Genomic DNA, 17222 nt, shown 5'->3' on the forward strand with positions numbered 1-17222 from the left:
AACTGACAATATAAAAAAGAGGTTGTTCCGACTCGGAATAACCTCTTTCTTTTTATGCAAATAGCTCTTCTAAAATTTTCAGTTTATCTTCTGTATATTTTACGAAGCCATCGTTATATGATTTTGGATCTTTCGGATTCGCAAAGTGCGTAATTGCTCCCGTTTTCGGATGAACAAATTTACTTGATGCACCACAACCAAGTCCGATAATTGATTGTACTTCTTCCATAATGACAATGTTGTAAATACTTTCTTGCGTCGGCATTGCATAACCAACGTTCTCTAAATTACCTAAAATATTCTTTTGACGATATAGGTAATATGGTACGTAATTATGCTTTTGCGTCCACTCTTCTGCTTCGTGCATCATCGCTGTAATTTCTTCGCGACCTGCTACTTTATATTTCCGTTTGTTTTGCGTCATTTCAGAAGCACGTTTGAATGATAACGTATGAACTGTTAACGATTCTGGCATTAACTTTTCTGTCTCATCTAACGTGTGCTTGAAGATATCTAACCCTTCACCAGGAAGACCAATAATTAAATCCATATTAATATTATTCATTCCCATTTCACGAGCTAAATGATACTTCTCAATTGTTTCTTCTACAGTATGATGACGTCCAATTGCTTTTAATGTTTCTTGATGGTATGACTGCGGATTAATACTAATACGGTCAATATTCCATTTATTTAACACTTCTAGCTTCGCTGGCGTAATTGTATCTGGGCGACCTGCCTCAACTGTTACTTCACGAACATTTTTCACATCTGGGAACGCTTCATACATTTCTTCATACAGCATATCCATCTCTTCTGCTGTAATACTTGTCGGTGTACCGCCGCCGTAATAAATCGTCGTAACTGTTACACCTTTTTCTTTTAAAAACTTACCAATTTCACGAACTTCATAATGTAACCCACCTAAGAATGAATCAACAGAGCCTTGGCGTCCGTTAATTGCATACGCCGGGAATGTACAATATGCACATTTTGTTGGGCAGAATGGAATACCGATATAAATACTTACTTCCTCTTTCAAACGATATAAATCCGGAACTACCGCTAATTGGCAATCAACGATACGTTGAAGAAGTTCAATTTTCTCTTCATGAATTAAATAACTTTCACGAAGTTCTTGGTGTGCTTCTTCTTTTGACATACCATTTTGAAGCATTTTATGAAGAAGTTTCGTTGGACGAACTCCAGTTAAAATACCCCAGCTTTGTTCAATACCAGTTAACTGCTGAAGAACAGAAAGATATACATAAGAAACAACGTGCTTCACTTGCTTCATACGCTCTTTTTCATCTGTAAAAGCAGATAAATCTTTTGCGAATGTTTCTTCATACACATTTCCAGTCGCAACATCTGTTAAACGAGCTGATGCTTTCACATTCTCTTCAATGTGTATATCAACGATAAGATTTGCTTCCTCTTGTTCAAATCCAATCGTACTCTCTTCAAAAAATAAGCCGCCAATATTTTGTAGCGGACGTAAAAAACGATCATCTTGTAACGTTTTAATTGAAATTAACAACATTATCACCTTTTCATTTGCAAACTCTCTTTAGTTTACTTGAAGGGCGTTTGCAGGTCAATACAGAAGGTTTTACCTTATTTTCATATCCTATTTAAAACAAACTGAATATTGATTTTTAACGAACTTTCTCTAGTTGTATAGACATTAGAATATACTCTTGTTACAATCTAGAACGTATTAGTACTTGCTACTAATTTAAATACATATAAAGGAGGACTCTTAACACGACATAAAGACTATCACGTGTTAAAACAACTATGAAAAAAAAGTTTTACAATATTTTAGCACTATCTTTAGCATTACAAACATTTGTAGCACCTATCCATTCATTCGCGGAAAGCATAGAGAAAACTGCGGAATTGTCTACGGATGAGCAAGCTTTAAAAAGCATTGAAGAACATGCAAAACAGCATAGACATGACGAAGAAAACGACCTTGAAATCTCGGGTGAATATCTTCTCCACTTATCAACAAAACTTCCACTATACGATTCAAACGACTTAAAAACGAAAACAAATATTGAAATTGCTGAACCAGTAGTAAAAGCAACGAAGAAAAAAGGGAATGCATATTATATACAAACTACATTTGGTGCTGGCTGGGTTAATAAGGAAAGTAATAGTTTAGAAGTACAAGAGATTCATAAACTTTCGAATCAAAAACTAATTGTATCAGAAGAAACATCAGTATATTCCTTCCCTTTCCAATCGTTTAAAGAAGAAACGAAATTACAGCCACAAACAGTAGCTCCTACTGAACAAGCTGGGAATTGGTTTAACATTCAAATGAACGGAACTGAGAAATGGATTTATGCTCCTTCAGCTACATTTGAAGGTACAAAAGCATCATTATTTGAAAAAACAAGTACTATCGAAAAGAGAAGCGCAACTTTCTTCAAAACACCATCTAATTTGCCTACAAATAACGTTTATGGTGTTACATTTAAAGAAATGATTGTTCCAAAAGGAAATGAAAACATTCGTCCTGGCTACGCAATGGAACCGAAATACATTACAATTCATGAAACTGCTAATACAAGTAAAGGTGCGAACGCTTTAAATCATGCGAAGTACTTAGATAATCAAGCTCGCGGAAATACGGATCGTTCAGCATCTTGGCATTTTACAGTAGATGACAAAGAAATTTATCAACATCTTCCACTAAATGAAGTTGGATGGCATGCCGGAAATAAAACTGGAAACTATGAATCTATCGGAATTGAAATTGCTGTGAATAGTGATGGAAATTATACGAAAGCGGTAGAAAATGCGCGCAAGTTAGCTGCTTTCTTAATGAATGAATTAAACATATCTCTAGATCACGTTCAAAAGCATCAATTTTGGAGCGGAAAAAACTGCCCTGCATTTATGATTCAGCGCGGACAATGGGATGCTTTCTTAAAGGGCACGAACGCTTACTATAACGAACATCGTAAAGATGTTATGCCGCCGCCAGAAGTCCCTCATGAAAAAGACGACATTACAGGTGGTTGGTATGAGCAAGACATTCGTCAATTAGCTGCTAGAAAAATCATGTTCGGTGACGGCAATGGTTCTTACTGGCCAAACCGCCTCGTGACACGAGCTGAGTTTGCAAATTTAATGTCGAGAGCTTTAAAATTACCTGCTGGAAACGCTACATTTACAGACTTAAACGAAGCACACCCATCTTTAATAGATGGAATTAACCGCGCCGCTAGCGCAGGTATCATTAATGGTCGTGGGAATAATAAATTTGATCCCAATGCTACAATAACACGTGATGAAGCTGTTATTATGATTGACCGTGCATTAGAATATAACTGGATTTATAGAAAAGAAGTGAAATTACCATTCACTGACCAACACTTAGCATACGATAAAAAAGCATTACAAAATGTTTACGCATACGGAATTGTAAAAGGTAACGAACGAAATGAATTCGTACCAAAAGGCACAGCAACACGCGCTGAAGCAGCCGCATTTTTAAATCGAATGCTTAAAGTTATTGAAGCTTAAACAAAAAAACGTAGCCAAAAGCTACGTTTTTCCTTTATCGTTTCGGTGTATTTTTATGATTCTTCAAAAACGGAAGCGGGAATTGCTTGCGGAAATGTTCTTTAATCATATACTCTACGCCGTTCTCACTATTTGAACGTGTAATCCAGTCGGCCGCTTGTTTTACCTCTACAGGTGCGTTCCCCATCGCTACCCCGAGACCCACATTTTCAATAACCTCTAAATCTTCCATGCTATCTCCAATGGCAACCATTTCGTTTAGCGAAATATTTAAATGCTCTCCAAGCAATTGTAATCCACGTAATTTTGATACATTTTGTGGCAAAATTTCTATTCGTTTTGAATCACATTCAATATACTCTATATCTTGAAACGCTTTTCTTAATGTATTCAGTCCTCTTTCTTTTTCACCTTTCGTTTGGAAAAGAACATCAATTTTTGGCGCCGCGACTGGATGATCACGAAGCGCATCACCTAACGAATCTACAAATTGAACTGGATAAAATAGTGGATCTGCGCTTGATAATACAGTACGCGCAATTAAGTTGGGTGTATTTCTTTCACGATTTCCGATTGAAAACCGTTCATGAGAAATACGGACGTTACAATCAAAGTGCTCTAACACTTGCACAATGTTAAACGTCTTCTCTTCCGATAATCTTCTTTGAACGTACGGCTTATCTAACGTTGCTGAAACGAAAGCACCACCATGTGTCACTAATATAGAATCTAATTTTAACGCCTTTGCTACTTTATGAGCGGATTGAAAATTACGACTCGTAAATAATGTAACGTATACATCTTTTCTTTTTACAAATTCAATTGTTTCTCGTAATCCTTTTGCAATTTTTCCGTTGTTGTATAGTAGTGTCCCATCTATGTTAAGTGCTAGTAAGCGATAAATCATGTCGCACTCCCCCTCTTCGCTGTTGTACTCTATCCATAATTTATGAAATAAATGTAGCAAATAGAACGAGTTAGAATTTCTACTGAAAATTTGGTTTACTATATACATATACACTCAGTAAAGGAGATAGTACAATGCAGGCACCTCCTTCCTTTTATGAAGGCGATACGTTAGAAGTCGCAAAAAAATTACTCGGACAGAAACTTGTTCATATTGTAGATGGAATAAAACGAAGTGGAATCATTGTTGAAGTAGAAGCATACAAAGGGCCGGGTGATAAGGCCGCACATAGTTACGGCGGCAGACGGACTGATCGCACGGAAGTCATGTTTGGCGCACCAGGACATGCTTACGTATATTTAATTTACGGTATGTACCATTGTTTCAACGTCATTACAGCACCAGTGGGCACCCCGCAAGGTGTTCTCATTCGAGCCCTTGAGCCGGTAGATGGAATAGAAGAAATAAAACTAGCACGCTATAACAAAACAGACCTTACAAAAGCGCAGTATAAAAATTTAACGAACGGACCTGGCAAACTATGCCGTGCACTCGGCATTACTTTAGAAGAACGAGGCGTATCATTACAAAGTGACACATTACATATTGAACTCGTCCCAGACGAAGAACACATATCATCACAATACAAAATAACAGCCGGACCTCGAATTAACATTGACTATGCAGAAGAAGCTGTACATTATCCGTGGCGTTTTTATTATGAGGGGCATCCGTTTGTTTCAAAGAAATAAATGATTCAACAAAAAATATTCATAAAAGAAGACTGTTCCAAAATGGAACAGTCTCTCCCTTTTTACTCCGCACCTTCCGCAGTCGCAATATTATCCTCTAAGTTTTCTCTAGATAATTCAGCTGCCATAAAGTCAGCAGTTTCTGGAAGTGCTAAATGCATATGAGCTTTTTGACAAATTTGGATCGTACAGTTTTCAACAACATAATCAAAAACGTGCCCGCCTCCGCTTCTTTCATCATCAATATAATGTAAGTGGAAACCAGCTACACCAATACCTTGCGCATAATCTGGTGTCCAAAATCCAGCTAGCGTACCTTCTGTCTCTTTAAACGAAAAGATCGGCTGTGATTTCGTCACTTCAACGAGCGGTGTATACGGTTTTTCTTGTCTTGGAACAGTTCTCGTTCTTACTTCACGGAATGTACCATCCATTCGAATACCGTAAAATAAGTTTTTACTCGGCATTAATTCATGTAATAATGCTTCCACTTCTTCACGATTCATCGGACGCTCTATCGTATAACTCATTTCTTTTTCAAAAAACGTTACAGTCGCAAATGGTGTTGTTTCTTCTGGCTCTACTTTTTCTGCTGAACCGTCTGAACGTAAATGATAAAATTCGTTATCAAACGCAATCATTTCCCCATCTAATTGATCAAATGTGCCGATACCGAAATCACCATGTTCTTTCAATTCCTCAAAGCTAATCACACCATCATATATACCATCTAATAGCGCAAGCATTGTAGATGTTTGATATACTTCATTACTCATTTTCGTTTTTTTTGCATCAATATCAATTAATTGCGCAACAGTCATCTCAAATCTGCCTCCATTAGTTTAATTGGTTTGGTAATAATTTTTCGCTTAATTTAATGTTATCACGGTAGTCGATTGGAATATCAATAATGACAGGACCGTCTGCTGCTAATGCTTCTTTTAATACCCCTTCTAATTCATCAGGCGTGTTAACGCGAAGACCTGTCGCACCGAAACTTTCTGCATATTTTACAATATCAACATCACCGAACTCTGTAGCTGATGTTCTACCGTATTTCATCATTTGTTGGAACGCAACCATATCATACGTACCGTCTCTCCATACAAGATGTACAATTGGAGAATTTAAACGTACCGCTGTTTCTAATTCCATCGCTGAGAATAAGAAACCACCGTCACCTGATACGGAAACTACTTTCTTACCTGGTTCTACTAAAGTAGCAGCAATTGCCCAAGGAAGTGCAACACCTAACGTTTGCATACCGTTACTAAATAATAATCTACGTGGTTCATAAGAACGGAAACATCTTGCCATCCAAATGTAATGGGAGCCGATGTCACACGTAACAGTTGTATCATCACTAATTAAAGAACGAAGTGTACGAATGACTTGAAGCGGATGTGTAACACCTTCTGAAGCACGATTTGGAACTTCTGCTTGTTCTGATAATTTCGCGCGTAATCGTTCTAACACTGCTTCTGATTTCGTACTTAATACAAGTTTCGGTAATTTCTCCGCGATGCTATTTACAGTTAAAGCGATATCACCAATTAATTCACGCTCTGGTTGGTAATCGTGGTCGATATCTGCTTGATGGTCATCAAGATGAATAATTGTTCTGTCCCCAAGTTTATTCCAGAATTTCGGATCATACTCAATTGGGTCATAACCGATAGAAATAACAAGGTCCGCTTCTTCTAGTAAAATATCACCTGGTTGGTTACGGAATAATCCAACGCGGCCGAAGAAATGATCTTCTAATTCACGTGAAATCGCACCAGCTGCTTGATATGTTTCAACGACAGGAAGTTCTGTATCCGCAATTAATTCACGAACAGCTTTCGTCACTTCATTTGTGCTTGCTCTCATACCGAGTAAAATAACCGGCAATTTCGCTCCTTTTATTTTTTCTACTACGTATGTAATATCATGTGTGGGAGCGATTCCAAGCTGTGGCTTAGAAAGCGCACCGATAGACTCTACATTCGTTTCCGCAGTCATAACGTCTTGCGGAAGACTTACTAAAGTAGCGCCTGGATTTGTGGAAGTCGCACTTCGAAATGCATTTGATAATGCTTCTGGCACATTATCAGGATGCTCTACTTCTACGCTATATTTTGTGATTGGTTCGAATAGTGCAGCATTATCCATAGATTGGTGCGTACGTTTTAATCGATCTGTACGCGGAACTGCACCAGCTAAAGCAACAACGGGATCACTCTCCGCATTCGCAGTAACAAGACCTGTCGCTAAATTTGATGTCCCTGGTCCTGAAGTTACAAGACATACGCCCGGTTTTCCTGTTAATCTACCAATCGCAGCTGCCATAAATGCTGCATTTTGTTCATGACGACAAACAATTAACTCTGGTCCTCTTTCTTGCAGTACATCAAATACAGAGTCAATCTTCGCTCCTGGAATACCGAAAACATGTGTAACACCTTGTTTAATTAAACAATCAACAACAAGATCTGCTCCTTTTGTTTTTGTCTTCACGTCGTTTGCTTTTACACCTGTACTCAAACTAATCATTCCTTTGTTTCATAATTTGTGTAATAAAGATTTTAATTTCACCTGATTAATTAATGTGGTGAAATATTATTTATCATTATATTACAAATGCATTATTTTTCCAACGATATGAATTTGACAGTTTTATGACGCTCATTAAGGAATACGCTTACAACCCTTTATTTATCCTAAAATAATATTTTTATATTTTCTCGAAAAAATCTAAAAAACTTCCATCTCATCACAGTATTTTAAAAATAATAGTACCTTGCAAAGAACACTACTAAATGATATATTTGTAAATATTGGAACACCCATTAATTGGAATAACATTCGTAGTTAGTATATCCCCCTCTCAACAAAGAGCGGATTCTCAGCTATAATTCATTATTTTATAAAGGGAAGTGATCGCAATGAACAAAAGTGAGTTTTTAAGCCAACTTAGTTCCTACCTACGGAATATACCTAATTCAGAAAAGGAGGATATTATTTCAGAATATGAAACTCATTTTATTAGTGGTAAACAAGACGGAAAATGTGAAGAAGAAATTGCTAGAAAACTAGGAAACCCTAAAATGATCGCGAAAGAACTGAATGTTTCCTATGCAATAAGCAATGCTGACAAGAAACGCAGCTTCAAAAATATGATAACTGCACTATTTTCTGTTATGAGCTTAAGTGCTTTAAACTTTGCCTTTATCTTTGTCGCCTTTTTCGTACTACTCTTTTTATTACCGATTATTCTAGCACTTATCATTGCCACTCCAGTATTAATCATTTCCCCTATTTTATTAATAGGGTTAGGATTTTTTAAAGGGTTTCATCAAATTAGTTACTCCGATGTTTATAATGTGTTCATCGCTTTTTGCGTCGGTTTACTCATATCCGTCATATGTTATCAAATGATAAAACATCTATATGCACTTTTAGTAAAGTATTTGAAATGGAATATAGCTATTTTACAAAGACACTAATGAATGTAAAAGGAGATTAAAATGAAGAAATATACTTTATATTCACTCATGCTACTTACAATGTTATTTCTATCAGCTTGTTCAAACAGTGCAGAACCTAAGGAAGAAAACGATGTACAATCTATTAAAGATGTTACGATTAAAATTCCGGAAACTATATTCACTTCCTCCAAAAAGAATGAAACGATTAATGAAGATGAAATGAGAAAAAATATAAAAGATTATATAGATTATAGCTGGGAGTTATCTGAAAACATCATTCCACTTGCCTCAACAACTCCTGATAAGAATTTCACTGATTCCGATCGAAAAAAATTACAAAAACTAATCGATCTAGCGAAACAAAACGATATGAATTTCCATGAGTTTATTAGTAATAATAATTTACCTACTGATTATAAAAAACCTTCAAAAGAAATCTATGAATTTATGTCATCATCTACAGCTATTTTCGTAGAACTAGATCAAGAATTAAACAAACTCGCCCAAGATGGTAACTTATTCAAAGCTGATTTTTCTTTTACGAAGCACCTTGAGAAAGCTAATGGACGGAAACAAAAAGAGATTGAAAAGTTTTTAAACGAAAAAAACATTAAAACTTCAATTAACAGCAATAAAAAGAATTAACGGATGTACTACATACCACTTTCAAAATAGCTATTTTGAAAGTGAGGTTTTGTGGTCTAACTATCAAATTCCCTAAACAAAAAAGACGCCTCTATACTAGGGCGTCTTCTCTCATTACGCTTGTTGTTGCGCGCTATATAATTCTTCAAGTGGCTTCATGATAATTTTGTTAACGTCGCCGATTACAACGTTTAAGCGTTGCTCAGTTTCCATTAACTTTGTAATTTTAGCATCTTGTTGAATGCGAACTACAACTTCTTGTGCTTGTTGGTTGTCTTCTTCAGTGATTTCTTGACCTTGCATCATTTTTTGTTGTAGGCTAAGTTGCATTGTACGGAACTCATCGAATAAGTTCTTTGAAGCTGCATCAGCTTGAACTGCTGCGTAGCTCTCTTTTAAAGTTTTGAAGTCATCGTTTTCAGCGATTGCTTTTTGTAATTCATATGCTACATCATGAATGTTTTTTGTCATTTTATTTTCCTCCTTTAGAAGGCTAGCGCTTTTCATACGCACTGCCTTTTACGTGCATTTACATACGCACCTCTTCTTACCATATCAAACTATGCAAGAGATGTGAAGAAATTTCACTTTTATTTGTATGTACGTATTTTATTATTTCAGAAACAACAGTAATACCCCTTGCACGATTCCAATCACTCCGCCTAATAAGGCACCTAAATACGTGATCATTTTTAGTTCATTTTTTGTAATGGACAGAACTAAATCTTCTAGTCTCTCCGTTGAAAATGTAGACACTTCTTGTTGGACAATTTCCGCTAAGTGGAGATTATGTAGTATACTTTCTACGTTTTCTGCCCCCCACTCCAAACCTTTCGTTACTGCGCCTGGGACTATCTTTTCAATAATTGTTTCCCGAACTGGCTCACATACTTTCTGCACAGATTGGTTTAAAAATTTACTCACAGTTTCCTCAACTTTAACTGCTGACAATATAGAGCTTACAATCATTTCTTTTTCTACAAACGTTTCTAATTCTTTTACATCTCTTCCTTTTAACTTCTCCCACTCTTTTTGCAGTACATCCGTTAAAAGCTGCTTTGTGCCATCTTGCCCTAAAAACTTAATAACCTCAGGCTGCACACGATCCACTACACTTACATTCCCTAAAAACATTCCGACTAAGTTAAGTAGCGTTCCCCTAGAAGCAAAGAAATCATCAATCATTTTTGAAAGACGTGCTTTACCTTCTTCACTCTCAAAAAACTGAGTTGCTCGCCCTAAAATAAATGCCGAAACATTTGGAATCGCATTCTCTATTTTCTCATGAACAGAATGAGGTAAAGCTTGTTCCCATGTATATGTATAGTACTCTTCTAAAAATGCCTGAATCTTTTCTGTAATCACCTGTTCGATTTTCTCAGTTGCTTCTTTTTCTACATGCGCTACGTCCCATTTTTCTAACATGTGTCGCAGTGACTGTTCATTCGTAATTACTTTATCCACTTCTACTTGTGCCCAGTGAATTAAACCTTTTTGAAACTCTTCATTTGTTAACTTCTTGCCGATTCCTTCTGGCGTTAACAAATGTTCTACAACCATTTTCCCTAATTGAACAGCAAGCTCATCGCGGCGCTTCGGAATTAATCCTGGTGTAAATGGCACTTGAAACTTCCCAATATACATAGGGCGATGAGGACGAAATAACATTTTTATCGCTAAATGATTTGTAAATCCTCCAATAATTGCTCCGAGCCCTGTCGTCGTTAACATACTTAACCATATATTCATTACAATCAACCTTTCGCTTCTCCAAAACTATAGCATATCATCATACGGACAAAAGTATAATGGTATAAAAACGTATTTGCAATATATAGCTTCGCCTATTATGCCAACATTTTGTTAGTAAAGGAGTGATTTCGTTGGTTCTCGGTATTTTAACTTCTCACCCTCATTATGAGCAAACGTATTACACCGAAATCGCTAAACGCGCTCGGCTTTATCATAATGTCGTTGCCCAGTTTACGCTATTTGGTATTGATCCTAAAACAGATCTTGTTTCTGGTCTGATTTATGATACGGATACAGGAAAATGGAAAGAGCAAATATTCCCTATTCCTTCTTATATATATGATCGTTCTTCTTTTAACGAGGAAACAGACGTCGAAAAAGCAAAGTCAATTATTCACTCATTACACAACCGTCCTTCCACTACCTTTTTAAATAACACACTCATTGACTTAAGCAAACTACATGATGTATTTCTCACGAATAAAAAATTATCTCCTTATATACCAAAATTTGAAATAGCAACGATACACAACGTTTTCAAACTGTTATTAAAAACAAAAGATATTATTATACGTCCTACTAACGCACATTCCAATGAAAGTTTGTACCGGGTCGTTTATAAAAATAAAACGTTTCATGTTGATATGATAAATGATGCCTACCATACTTCTACTCCAATTAAACGGACTGATGAATTTATATCTTGGTACAAATCTCATATACGATCAGCACGGTACATCACCCATACAATGCTGCAACCTCCAAATCAATTAACATACCCACTCCATATTCGAACCATTTTACAAAAAAATAAAGAAAAGAAGTGGAACGTTATCGGTCAGTTTATACAAAAAAGCTCATTTCCGAATCAACTTTTACTTTCGGCAACAGATGATTCCTCGCTGCATGCATTTTCAAAAATTAAATACGTACTATCTAGTACCGGTGTACAATTGTTACAAGACGCTTTACAAGACATTATAAATGAAGTGTTTCAAACGCTAGATGCATCTTATTCTTCATTATTCGAGCTAGAGCTTTCCACTATTATGGATCAAAAAGGGGCAATTTGGCTTATGTATGTCAACACAATTCCCCCTTACGAACATTACATTCGCCATAGTGGTTCATTAGCCGAAAAAATATATCACGGACCATTACAATTTAGTCGCTTTACACCATAAAGAAAGGGGGTAAGTCTATTTTGAAAGAGCACATATATACGTTAAATATTTCAGATGAACATCCAAATAGTATTACTTTACCTTATATTTTTTCCATCACACCACCAATTACATCCCTTTCCTTCGGCCTACGCCATGTTGCAAGTGAAGAGGTAAAAATTCATTATTCCTTTACTCGCGAAATCATTATTGGAAAACAAATTGCAGAGAAACTTTTACTGCCTCATTCCACTACTATCCATGCATTCACACAAAACCAAACGATTATTTTCGGACCATTAATCGGGATTTTCACAACTGGTTTTAACGATGACGCTTCTAATCCTTTAGGGAACCGTTCAACTTCTCTTGGCGAGTTACTAACGCCACCATTCACCTTACGACCATTTGTATTCGTTTTTGGTGTGCAACATATAGACTGGGAAGACGAAACAATTGAAGGGTATTTCTTTCAAGAGGAAAAATGGATAAAGAAAAAAGTCCCTTTACCGAATGTCATTTACGATCGATTACCAAATCGGAAAGCCGAAAATTATAAACCGATCGTAAGAGCAAAAAGAAAGCTAGAGCATGACTATGCGATTCCATGGTTTAACCCAGGTTTTTTTAATAAATGGGAAGTGCATCAACTTCTTATGAAAGATGAATCCATTATGCCATTATTACCAAACACAGAAACATTTCAGCACTTCGAACAAGTGGAACGATTTCTCGGAACGTATAAATCCATTTATATGAAACCGATTCATGGTAGCTTCGGTAGAAACATTCATCAAATATTTTATTCCCAAACAGAGAATTGCTACTACTGTCGTTATCGCGAAAATGAAGAAAATAAACTAAGAAAGTACCAATCATTAGAAACACTTCTGAACCATGTGTTAAAAGGACATGATTTAAAAAAGTTTATCGTACAACAAGGTATCTCCTTGCTACGCTTCGATGGGCAACCTGTTGATTTCCGCATTCATACAAATAAAAATCATTTCGGCCAATGGATGGTCAGTGCAATCGTGGCAAAAATTGCTGGCAAAGGTAGCTTAACAACGCATGTAAATAGCGGTGGCGATACAAAATTGCTGCAAGAACTTTTTCCAGATTCAACGAAACAAGTTCAAATTGAAAATAAGTTAAAACATACCGCCTTACAAATTAGTTACGCGCTCGATGAACAAGTAACCGGAAATATCGGAGAAATCGGTTTTGATATCGGTTTAGACACACAGGAAAACCCATGGCTCTTTGAAGCAAACTCTAAACCAGGGCGAACTGTATTCCAAGATGCCAAGTTAAAAGAACAAAGTGAACTAACGCGCCAATTATTTTACGAATATGCCATCTACTTAACTGAACATTCTTTGCGCGATACAAAAGAAAAAATGTCTCAAATAAAATCAGAGATTGCCTCAAACAACGAGCATATCCCGTCCCCTATGATTCACTCACAAATACAAAAACAAAAACTTCCACCTCATTCATAAGGTGGAAGTTTTCTATTTACACAAGTTTTACTACAACCTCTGTTTCCACGTTACATACTCCGCAATAAAAAATATGATTGCAATATTCATTTGAATTATTATGTGTCAATCCATCTACTGCACTTAATAATTCTTGGTCCATATACGCACTATAATCGTCTATGTAATCTACAGCCTTCCCATAATCTTGGAGTATACTTTGGCAATTTTGACAAGAATATGTTTGTGATTCTAATGCGTTGCAAAGCGGGCAAATTCCCATCACGATTCCTCCATATAATTGTATCTAGCTACGTATAGGAGCAGCTTGCCCCATTCTTACTTACATTCTCCTCAAATTAGCAGGATACAAAAAGAAAAATATATTTCATATCGCTCTTAGTTTTACCTTCTTTCTAAAAAATAAAACGATTACTCTTATTTCATAATTTACGAAATCACTAAGATTTTTTACAAAATTTACAAATTATTATTTCGTATATCTTTCTAGGTAACATCCATACTATGAGTACAAACTTAATTACCGATGGATTAGCGCCAAACGGGGCGATAATCTGGTTCAACTCCAGCTAGTCCAACCAAAAAAATTTTTATAACTCTAAGGAGGATATATTCCTATGGCAAACCAAAATTCTTCAAATCAATTAGTAGTACCAGGAGCAACAGCTGCAATCGACCAAATGAAGTACGAAATCGCTCAAGAATTTGGTGTACAATTAGGAGCAGATTCTACAGCTCGTGCTAACGGTTCTGTTGGTGGCGAAATTACAAAACGTCTAGTTGCAATGGCTGAGCAAAGCCTTGGCGGATTCCACAAATAAATATATATGGCAAAAAGGTCTCAAGGCATATGCCTTGAGACCTTCCTTCATTTATCCCGCTTTAATGGGCAGTAAGACCCCCACCTCAAAATTCAGCGAAAGCGAAGAAGTTAGGTGGGGGATCAACTGCCCATAAAAGTCCGATTGGTGAGGGCTGATAATCAGTGGGGGATGAAGAAAACCCCCACTGATTAAAGTTTCACTTTATTGCAACATTTGTAAAAACTTCTTAGTACGTTCTTCTTTTGGATTTGTAAATACATCTTCTGGTGTACCTTGTTCGACAACGACACCGCCATCCATGAAAATAACACGGTTCGCAATTTGATGTGCAAAACGCATTTCATGCGTTACAATGACCATCGTCATGCCTTCTTTAGCAAGCTCTTTCATGACCTTCAGAACTTCTTGAACGAGTTCAGGATCAAGTGCTGACGTCGGTTCATCAAATAGTAACACTTCCGGCTCCATCGCAAGCGCGCGCGCAATTCCAACGCGCTGTTGTTGTCCGCCTGATAATTGGAACGGATATAAATCCACTTTATCTGCTAGACCCACTTTTTCAAGGAAATAGTTTGCTTTTTTCTTTGCTTCTTCTTTCCCCATCTTTTTCACTGTAACAAGCCCTTCCATTACATTTTGAAGTGCTGTTAAATGCGGGAATAGATTATGGTGCTGGAATACCATACCTGTTTGCGTACGAAGGTTGACAATATCTTTCTTCGTTACTTTTTGAGAGAAGTTAAGCTCTTTATTACCGATACGAATATTACCAGCGTTTGGCGTTTCTAATACGTTAAGACAACGCAGGAATGTCGTTTTACCAGATCCAGACGGCCCGATAATAACAACAACCTCACCCTTCTCAACTGTTAAATCTATATGTTTTAGTACGGTATTATCTCCGAAACTTTTTTGTAAGTGCTGAATTGAAATCATAAAAACAAAAACTCCTTTTGTAAAAGGATTATTTTAATGTATAGCGTTCTGAACGCTTTTCTAACATCTGTTGTACGATTGATAATAAGAAACAAATAACCCAATAAATAAGACCTGCTTCAAAATAAACAATTAAAAACTCATAGTTCATTGCCGCAATTTCCTGCGCTTTTCGGAACATTTCTGTTACTAAAATTAACGATGCTAATGAAGTATCTTTCACTAAGCTAATAAATGTATTCGAAAGCGGCGGAATTGATACGCGCGTTGCTTGTGGTAAAATAACACGTTTTAACGCTTGCGGATATGTCATCCCAATTGTGTAAGCTGCTTCCCACTGCCCTTTCGGAATGGAAAGGATAGAAGCACGAATAATTTCAGATGCATACGCACCGACATTTAATGAAAATCCAACAACTGCTGCTGTATATGGCTCAACTTCAATATTAAGAGTTGGAAGACCATAGAAAATAATAAATAATTGTACAAGAAGTGGCGTTCCGCGAATGATAGATACATAGATACGAGCAATCCATTGTAAAATACGACTACCTGAAATACGTGCAAGCGCCGTTAACGTCGCAAGTATAAGACCGATAATAAATGTAATAAGCGTTAATGGAATTGTCGTAAAAACAGCTTCCTTCAGCATCGGCATGAAGGAAGACTGCATAATATCTATCCAATTAGACAATCGATCTGAAACCAATGCACTACTTAGATACATTTTCACCGAACCATTTTTTCGTTATTTTGTCATACGTACCATCTTTTTTCATATCTTCTAACGCTTTATCTACTTCTTGTACAAGCTTAGTGCTACCTTTACGGAATAAGAATCCACTTTCTGAAGCTTCTTTTTCTGTATCTACAATTTTAATTTTTGCATCTTTTTTCGTTTCTAAATAGTTTAACACTGATAATTTATCATTAATTGTGAAATCAACGCGACCAGAACTTAATAATTCTGCTGCTTGGCTGAATCCTTCTACACCAACGATTTCCGCACCATTTTTCTTAGCGATATCTGCATAGTTACTTGTTAAAGATTGTGCTCCTTTTAATCCTTTTACATCAGCAAATGTAGCAGGTTTATCTTTATCTTTTGCGATAACTAATGCCGCTGAAGATGAAACGTATGGTTTAGAGAAATCATATTTCTTTTGACGGTCTTCACGAATACCAACTTCGTTTGCAACCATATCAAAGCGTTTCGCATCTAAACCAGCAAGTAAGCTATCCCATTGTGTTTCTTTAAATACAGGTTTTACTCCTAAACGTTTTGCAACTTCTTCTGATAGTTCAACGTCAAATCCAGTTAATTTATTGCTTGAATCGTGGAACGTAAATGGTGGGTATGTACCTTCTGTACCAATTACAAGTTCGCCGCTTTGTTTAATCTTTTGTAACGCGTCTTGACTAGCTGTATCTTTTTTCTCTTCTTTACCGCAGCCGGCTACAATCCCGATCGCTAATGTAGTTACTGCAAGCACTGAAAATAATTTCTTCATGATGGTAATCCTCCAAGTATTCTGATAGGAATTTAAAAACTATATTGATTGTATGCAATCTTGAACAATTTTTCAATGAAAATGTTCTTATTTAGTTTATCCTTTTTCTTCATAATCAAACAAAAAGGAAAAACAATGCTACATACAAAAAATAAGTAACATTTTTTAATATAGCATTTATTGTACGAAAGGTAAAATAATACTTCTTATTTAACAGTCC

17 protein-coding genes are annotated in these 17222 nt (G+C 36.3%); 7 read left to right on the forward strand and 10 right to left on the reverse strand.

Features of this window, described 5'->3' with window-relative positions; all coding sequences use genetic code 11:
• Window positions 1-52: 52 nt before the first annotated feature.
• Window positions 53-1543 (reverse strand): coproporphyrinogen III oxidase, encoded by a 1491-nt coding sequence (locus ACTFSI_RS19500; protein WP_014481578.1) that lies wholly within the window; start codon window positions 1541-1543, stop codon window positions 53-55.
• A gap of 257 nt (window positions 1544-1800) precedes the next feature.
• Here ACTFSI_RS19500 and ACTFSI_RS19505 point away from each other — a divergent pair, with 257 nt between their 5' ends.
• Window positions 1801-3540, forward strand: coding sequence for an S-layer homology domain-containing protein (locus ACTFSI_RS19505; protein ID WP_000726505.1), 1740 nt, complete (start codon window positions 1801-1803; stop codon window positions 3538-3540).
• A gap of 34 nt (window positions 3541-3574) precedes the next feature.
• On the opposite strand, the gene ACTFSI_RS19510 is transcribed toward ACTFSI_RS19505, so the two are convergent.
• Window positions 3575-4447 carry a Cof-type HAD-IIB family hydrolase gene (locus ACTFSI_RS19510; RefSeq protein WP_000640425.1) on the reverse strand — a complete coding sequence of 291 codons (873 nt, stop codon included), beginning with the start codon at window positions 4445-4447 and terminating at the stop codon, window positions 3575-3577.
• A gap of 134 nt (window positions 4448-4581) precedes the next feature.
• Between ACTFSI_RS19510 and ACTFSI_RS19515 the strand changes: the two genes are divergently transcribed.
• Window positions 4582-5199, forward strand: coding sequence for a DNA-3-methyladenine glycosylase (locus tag ACTFSI_RS19515; protein WP_138322425.1), 618 nt, complete (start codon window positions 4582-4584; stop codon window positions 5197-5199).
• A gap of 62 nt (window positions 5200-5261) precedes the next feature.
• Here the strand turns inward: ACTFSI_RS19515 and alsD are convergent, their stop codons facing one another.
• Both alsD and alsS read right to left on the reverse strand, forming a co-directional pair.
• A complete protein-coding gene (gene alsD / locus ACTFSI_RS19520) occupies window positions 5262-6020 on the reverse strand; it encodes an alpha-acetolactate decarboxylase (protein WP_138322426.1) in 759 nt (252 codons plus the stop codon).
• 16 nt (window positions 6021-6036) lie between these two features.
• Window positions 6037-7725 carry an acetolactate synthase AlsS gene (alsS, locus tag ACTFSI_RS19525; protein ID WP_138322427.1) on the reverse strand — a complete coding sequence of 563 codons (1689 nt, stop codon included), beginning with the start codon at window positions 7723-7725 and terminating at the stop codon, window positions 6037-6039.
• 401 nt (window positions 7726-8126) lie between these two features.
• On the opposite strand from alsS, the gene ACTFSI_RS19530 reads away from it, so the two are divergent.
• Window positions 8127-8687: a DUF1700 domain-containing protein gene (locus ACTFSI_RS19530; RefSeq protein WP_044791289.1), complete on the forward strand. Its 561-nt coding sequence runs from the start codon at window positions 8127-8129 to the stop codon at window positions 8685-8687.
• A 21-nt stretch (window positions 8688-8708) separates the two neighbouring features.
• Complete coding sequence (locus ACTFSI_RS19535) at window positions 8709-9314, forward strand: NDxxF motif lipoprotein (RefSeq protein WP_138322428.1); 606 nt, start codon at window positions 8709-8711, stop codon at window positions 9312-9314.
• A 114-nt stretch (window positions 9315-9428) separates the two neighbouring features.
• Here ACTFSI_RS19535 and ACTFSI_RS19540 read toward each other — a convergent pair whose 3' ends face one another.
• A complete protein-coding gene (locus ACTFSI_RS19540) occupies window positions 9429-9785 on the reverse strand; it encodes a YlbF/YmcA family competence regulator (protein WP_000164606.1) in 357 nt (118 codons plus the stop codon).
• Window positions 9786-9926: 141 nt separating this feature from the next.
• Complete coding sequence (locus ACTFSI_RS19545; protein ID WP_138322429.1) at window positions 9927-11063, reverse strand: DUF445 domain-containing protein; 1137 nt, start codon at window positions 11061-11063, stop codon at window positions 9927-9929.
• 134 nt (window positions 11064-11197) lie between these two features.
• Here ACTFSI_RS19545 and ACTFSI_RS19550 point away from each other — a divergent pair, with 134 nt between their 5' ends.
• Complete coding sequence (locus tag ACTFSI_RS19550; RefSeq protein WP_138322430.1) at window positions 11198-12250, forward strand: YheC/YheD family protein; 1053 nt, start codon at window positions 11198-11200, stop codon at window positions 12248-12250.
• A 20-nt stretch (window positions 12251-12270) separates the two neighbouring features.
• A complete protein-coding gene (locus tag ACTFSI_RS19555) occupies window positions 12271-13731 on the forward strand; it encodes a YheC/YheD family endospore coat-associated protein (RefSeq protein WP_000658079.1) in 1461 nt (486 codons plus the stop codon).
• Between the two features lie 16 nt (window positions 13732-13747).
• On the opposite strand, the gene ACTFSI_RS19560 is transcribed toward ACTFSI_RS19555, so the two are convergent.
• On the reverse strand, window positions 13748-13993 hold the full coding sequence (locus ACTFSI_RS19560; RefSeq protein ID WP_000510468.1) for a hypothetical protein: 246 nt from the start codon (window positions 13991-13993) through the stop codon (window positions 13748-13750).
• A gap of 355 nt (window positions 13994-14348) precedes the next feature.
• On the opposite strand from ACTFSI_RS19560, the gene sasP reads away from it, so the two are divergent.
• Complete coding sequence (sasP, locus tag ACTFSI_RS19565; protein ID WP_000013338.1) at window positions 14349-14552, forward strand: small acid-soluble spore protein, SasP family; 204 nt, start codon at window positions 14349-14351, stop codon at window positions 14550-14552.
• 204 nt (window positions 14553-14756) lie between these two features.
• On the opposite strand, the gene ACTFSI_RS19570 is transcribed toward sasP, so the two are convergent.
• Genes ACTFSI_RS19570 through ACTFSI_RS19580 form a run of 3 tightly spaced genes read right to left on the reverse strand, consistent with a single transcriptional unit; the run spans window position 14757 to window position 17002 of the window.
• On the reverse strand, window positions 14757-15491 hold the full coding sequence (locus ACTFSI_RS19570) for an amino acid ABC transporter ATP-binding protein (protein ID WP_000623609.1): 735 nt from the start codon (window positions 15489-15491) through the stop codon (window positions 14757-14759).
• A 28-nt stretch (window positions 15492-15519) separates the two neighbouring features.
• Window positions 15520-16218 (reverse strand): amino acid ABC transporter permease, encoded by a 699-nt coding sequence (locus tag ACTFSI_RS19575; protein WP_044791270.1) that lies wholly within the window; start codon window positions 16216-16218, stop codon window positions 15520-15522.
• The gene (locus ACTFSI_RS19580) at window positions 16205-17002 is read right to left on the reverse strand and encodes an amino acid ABC transporter substrate-binding protein (RefSeq protein WP_000732861.1); all 798 of its coding nucleotides are present in this window, start codon (window positions 17000-17002) and stop codon (window positions 16205-16207) included. Before ACTFSI_RS19580 ends, ACTFSI_RS19575 begins: the two co-directional genes overlap by 14 nt.
• Between the last annotated feature and the right edge of the window lie 220 nt (window positions 17003-17222).

This window comes from Bacillus cereus group sp. MYBK101-2 (genome assembly GCF_051918845.1).
Lineage (GTDB): Bacteria > Bacillota > Bacilli > Bacillales > Bacillaceae_G > Bacillus_A > Bacillus_A paranthracis.

Bases quoted from the DNA above. Each gene is read 5' to 3' on its own strand.
- ACTFSI_RS19500 (WP_014481578.1), bottom strand. From the start codon at position 1,543: ATGTTGTTAATTTCAATTAAAACGTTACAAGATGATCGTTTTTTACGT.
- ACTFSI_RS19505 (WP_000726505.1), top strand. From the start codon at position 1,801: ATGAAAAAAAAGTTTTACAATATTTTAGCACTATCTTTAGCATTACAA.
- ACTFSI_RS19510 (WP_000640425.1), bottom strand. From the start codon at position 4,447: ATGATTTATCGCTTACTAGCACTTAACATAGATGGGACACTACTATAC.
- ACTFSI_RS19515 (WP_138322425.1), top strand. From the start codon at position 4,582: ATGCAGGCACCTCCTTCCTTTTATGAAGGCGATACGTTAGAAGTCGCA.
- alsD (WP_138322426.1), bottom strand. From the start codon at position 6,020: ATGACTGTTGCGCAATTAATTGATATTGATGCAAAAAAAACGAAAATG.
- ACTFSI_RS19530 (WP_044791289.1), top strand. From the start codon at position 8,127: ATGAACAAAAGTGAGTTTTTAAGCCAACTTAGTTCCTACCTACGGAAT.
- ACTFSI_RS19535 (WP_138322428.1), top strand. From the start codon at position 8,709: ATGAAGAAATATACTTTATATTCACTCATGCTACTTACAATGTTATTT.
- ACTFSI_RS19540 (WP_000164606.1), bottom strand. From the start codon at position 9,785: ATGACAAAAAACATTCATGATGTAGCATATGAATTACAAAAAGCAATC.
- ACTFSI_RS19545 (WP_138322429.1), bottom strand. From the start codon at position 11,063: ATGAATATATGGTTAAGTATGTTAACGACGACAGGGCTCGGAGCAATT.
- ACTFSI_RS19560 (WP_000510468.1), bottom strand. From the start codon at position 13,993: ATGGGAATTTGCCCGCTTTGCAACGCATTAGAATCACAAACATATTCT.
- sasP (WP_000013338.1), top strand. From the start codon at position 14,349: ATGGCAAACCAAAATTCTTCAAATCAATTAGTAGTACCAGGAGCAACA.
- ACTFSI_RS19570 (WP_000623609.1), bottom strand. From the start codon at position 15,491: ATGATTTCAATTCAGCACTTACAAAAAAGTTTCGGAGATAATACCGTA.
- ACTFSI_RS19575 (WP_044791270.1), bottom strand. From the start codon at position 16,218: ATGTATCTAAGTAGTGCATTGGTTTCAGATCGATTGTCTAATTGGATA.
- ACTFSI_RS19580 (WP_000732861.1), bottom strand. From the start codon at position 17,002: ATGAAGAAATTATTTTCAGTGCTTGCAGTAACTACATTAGCGATCGGG.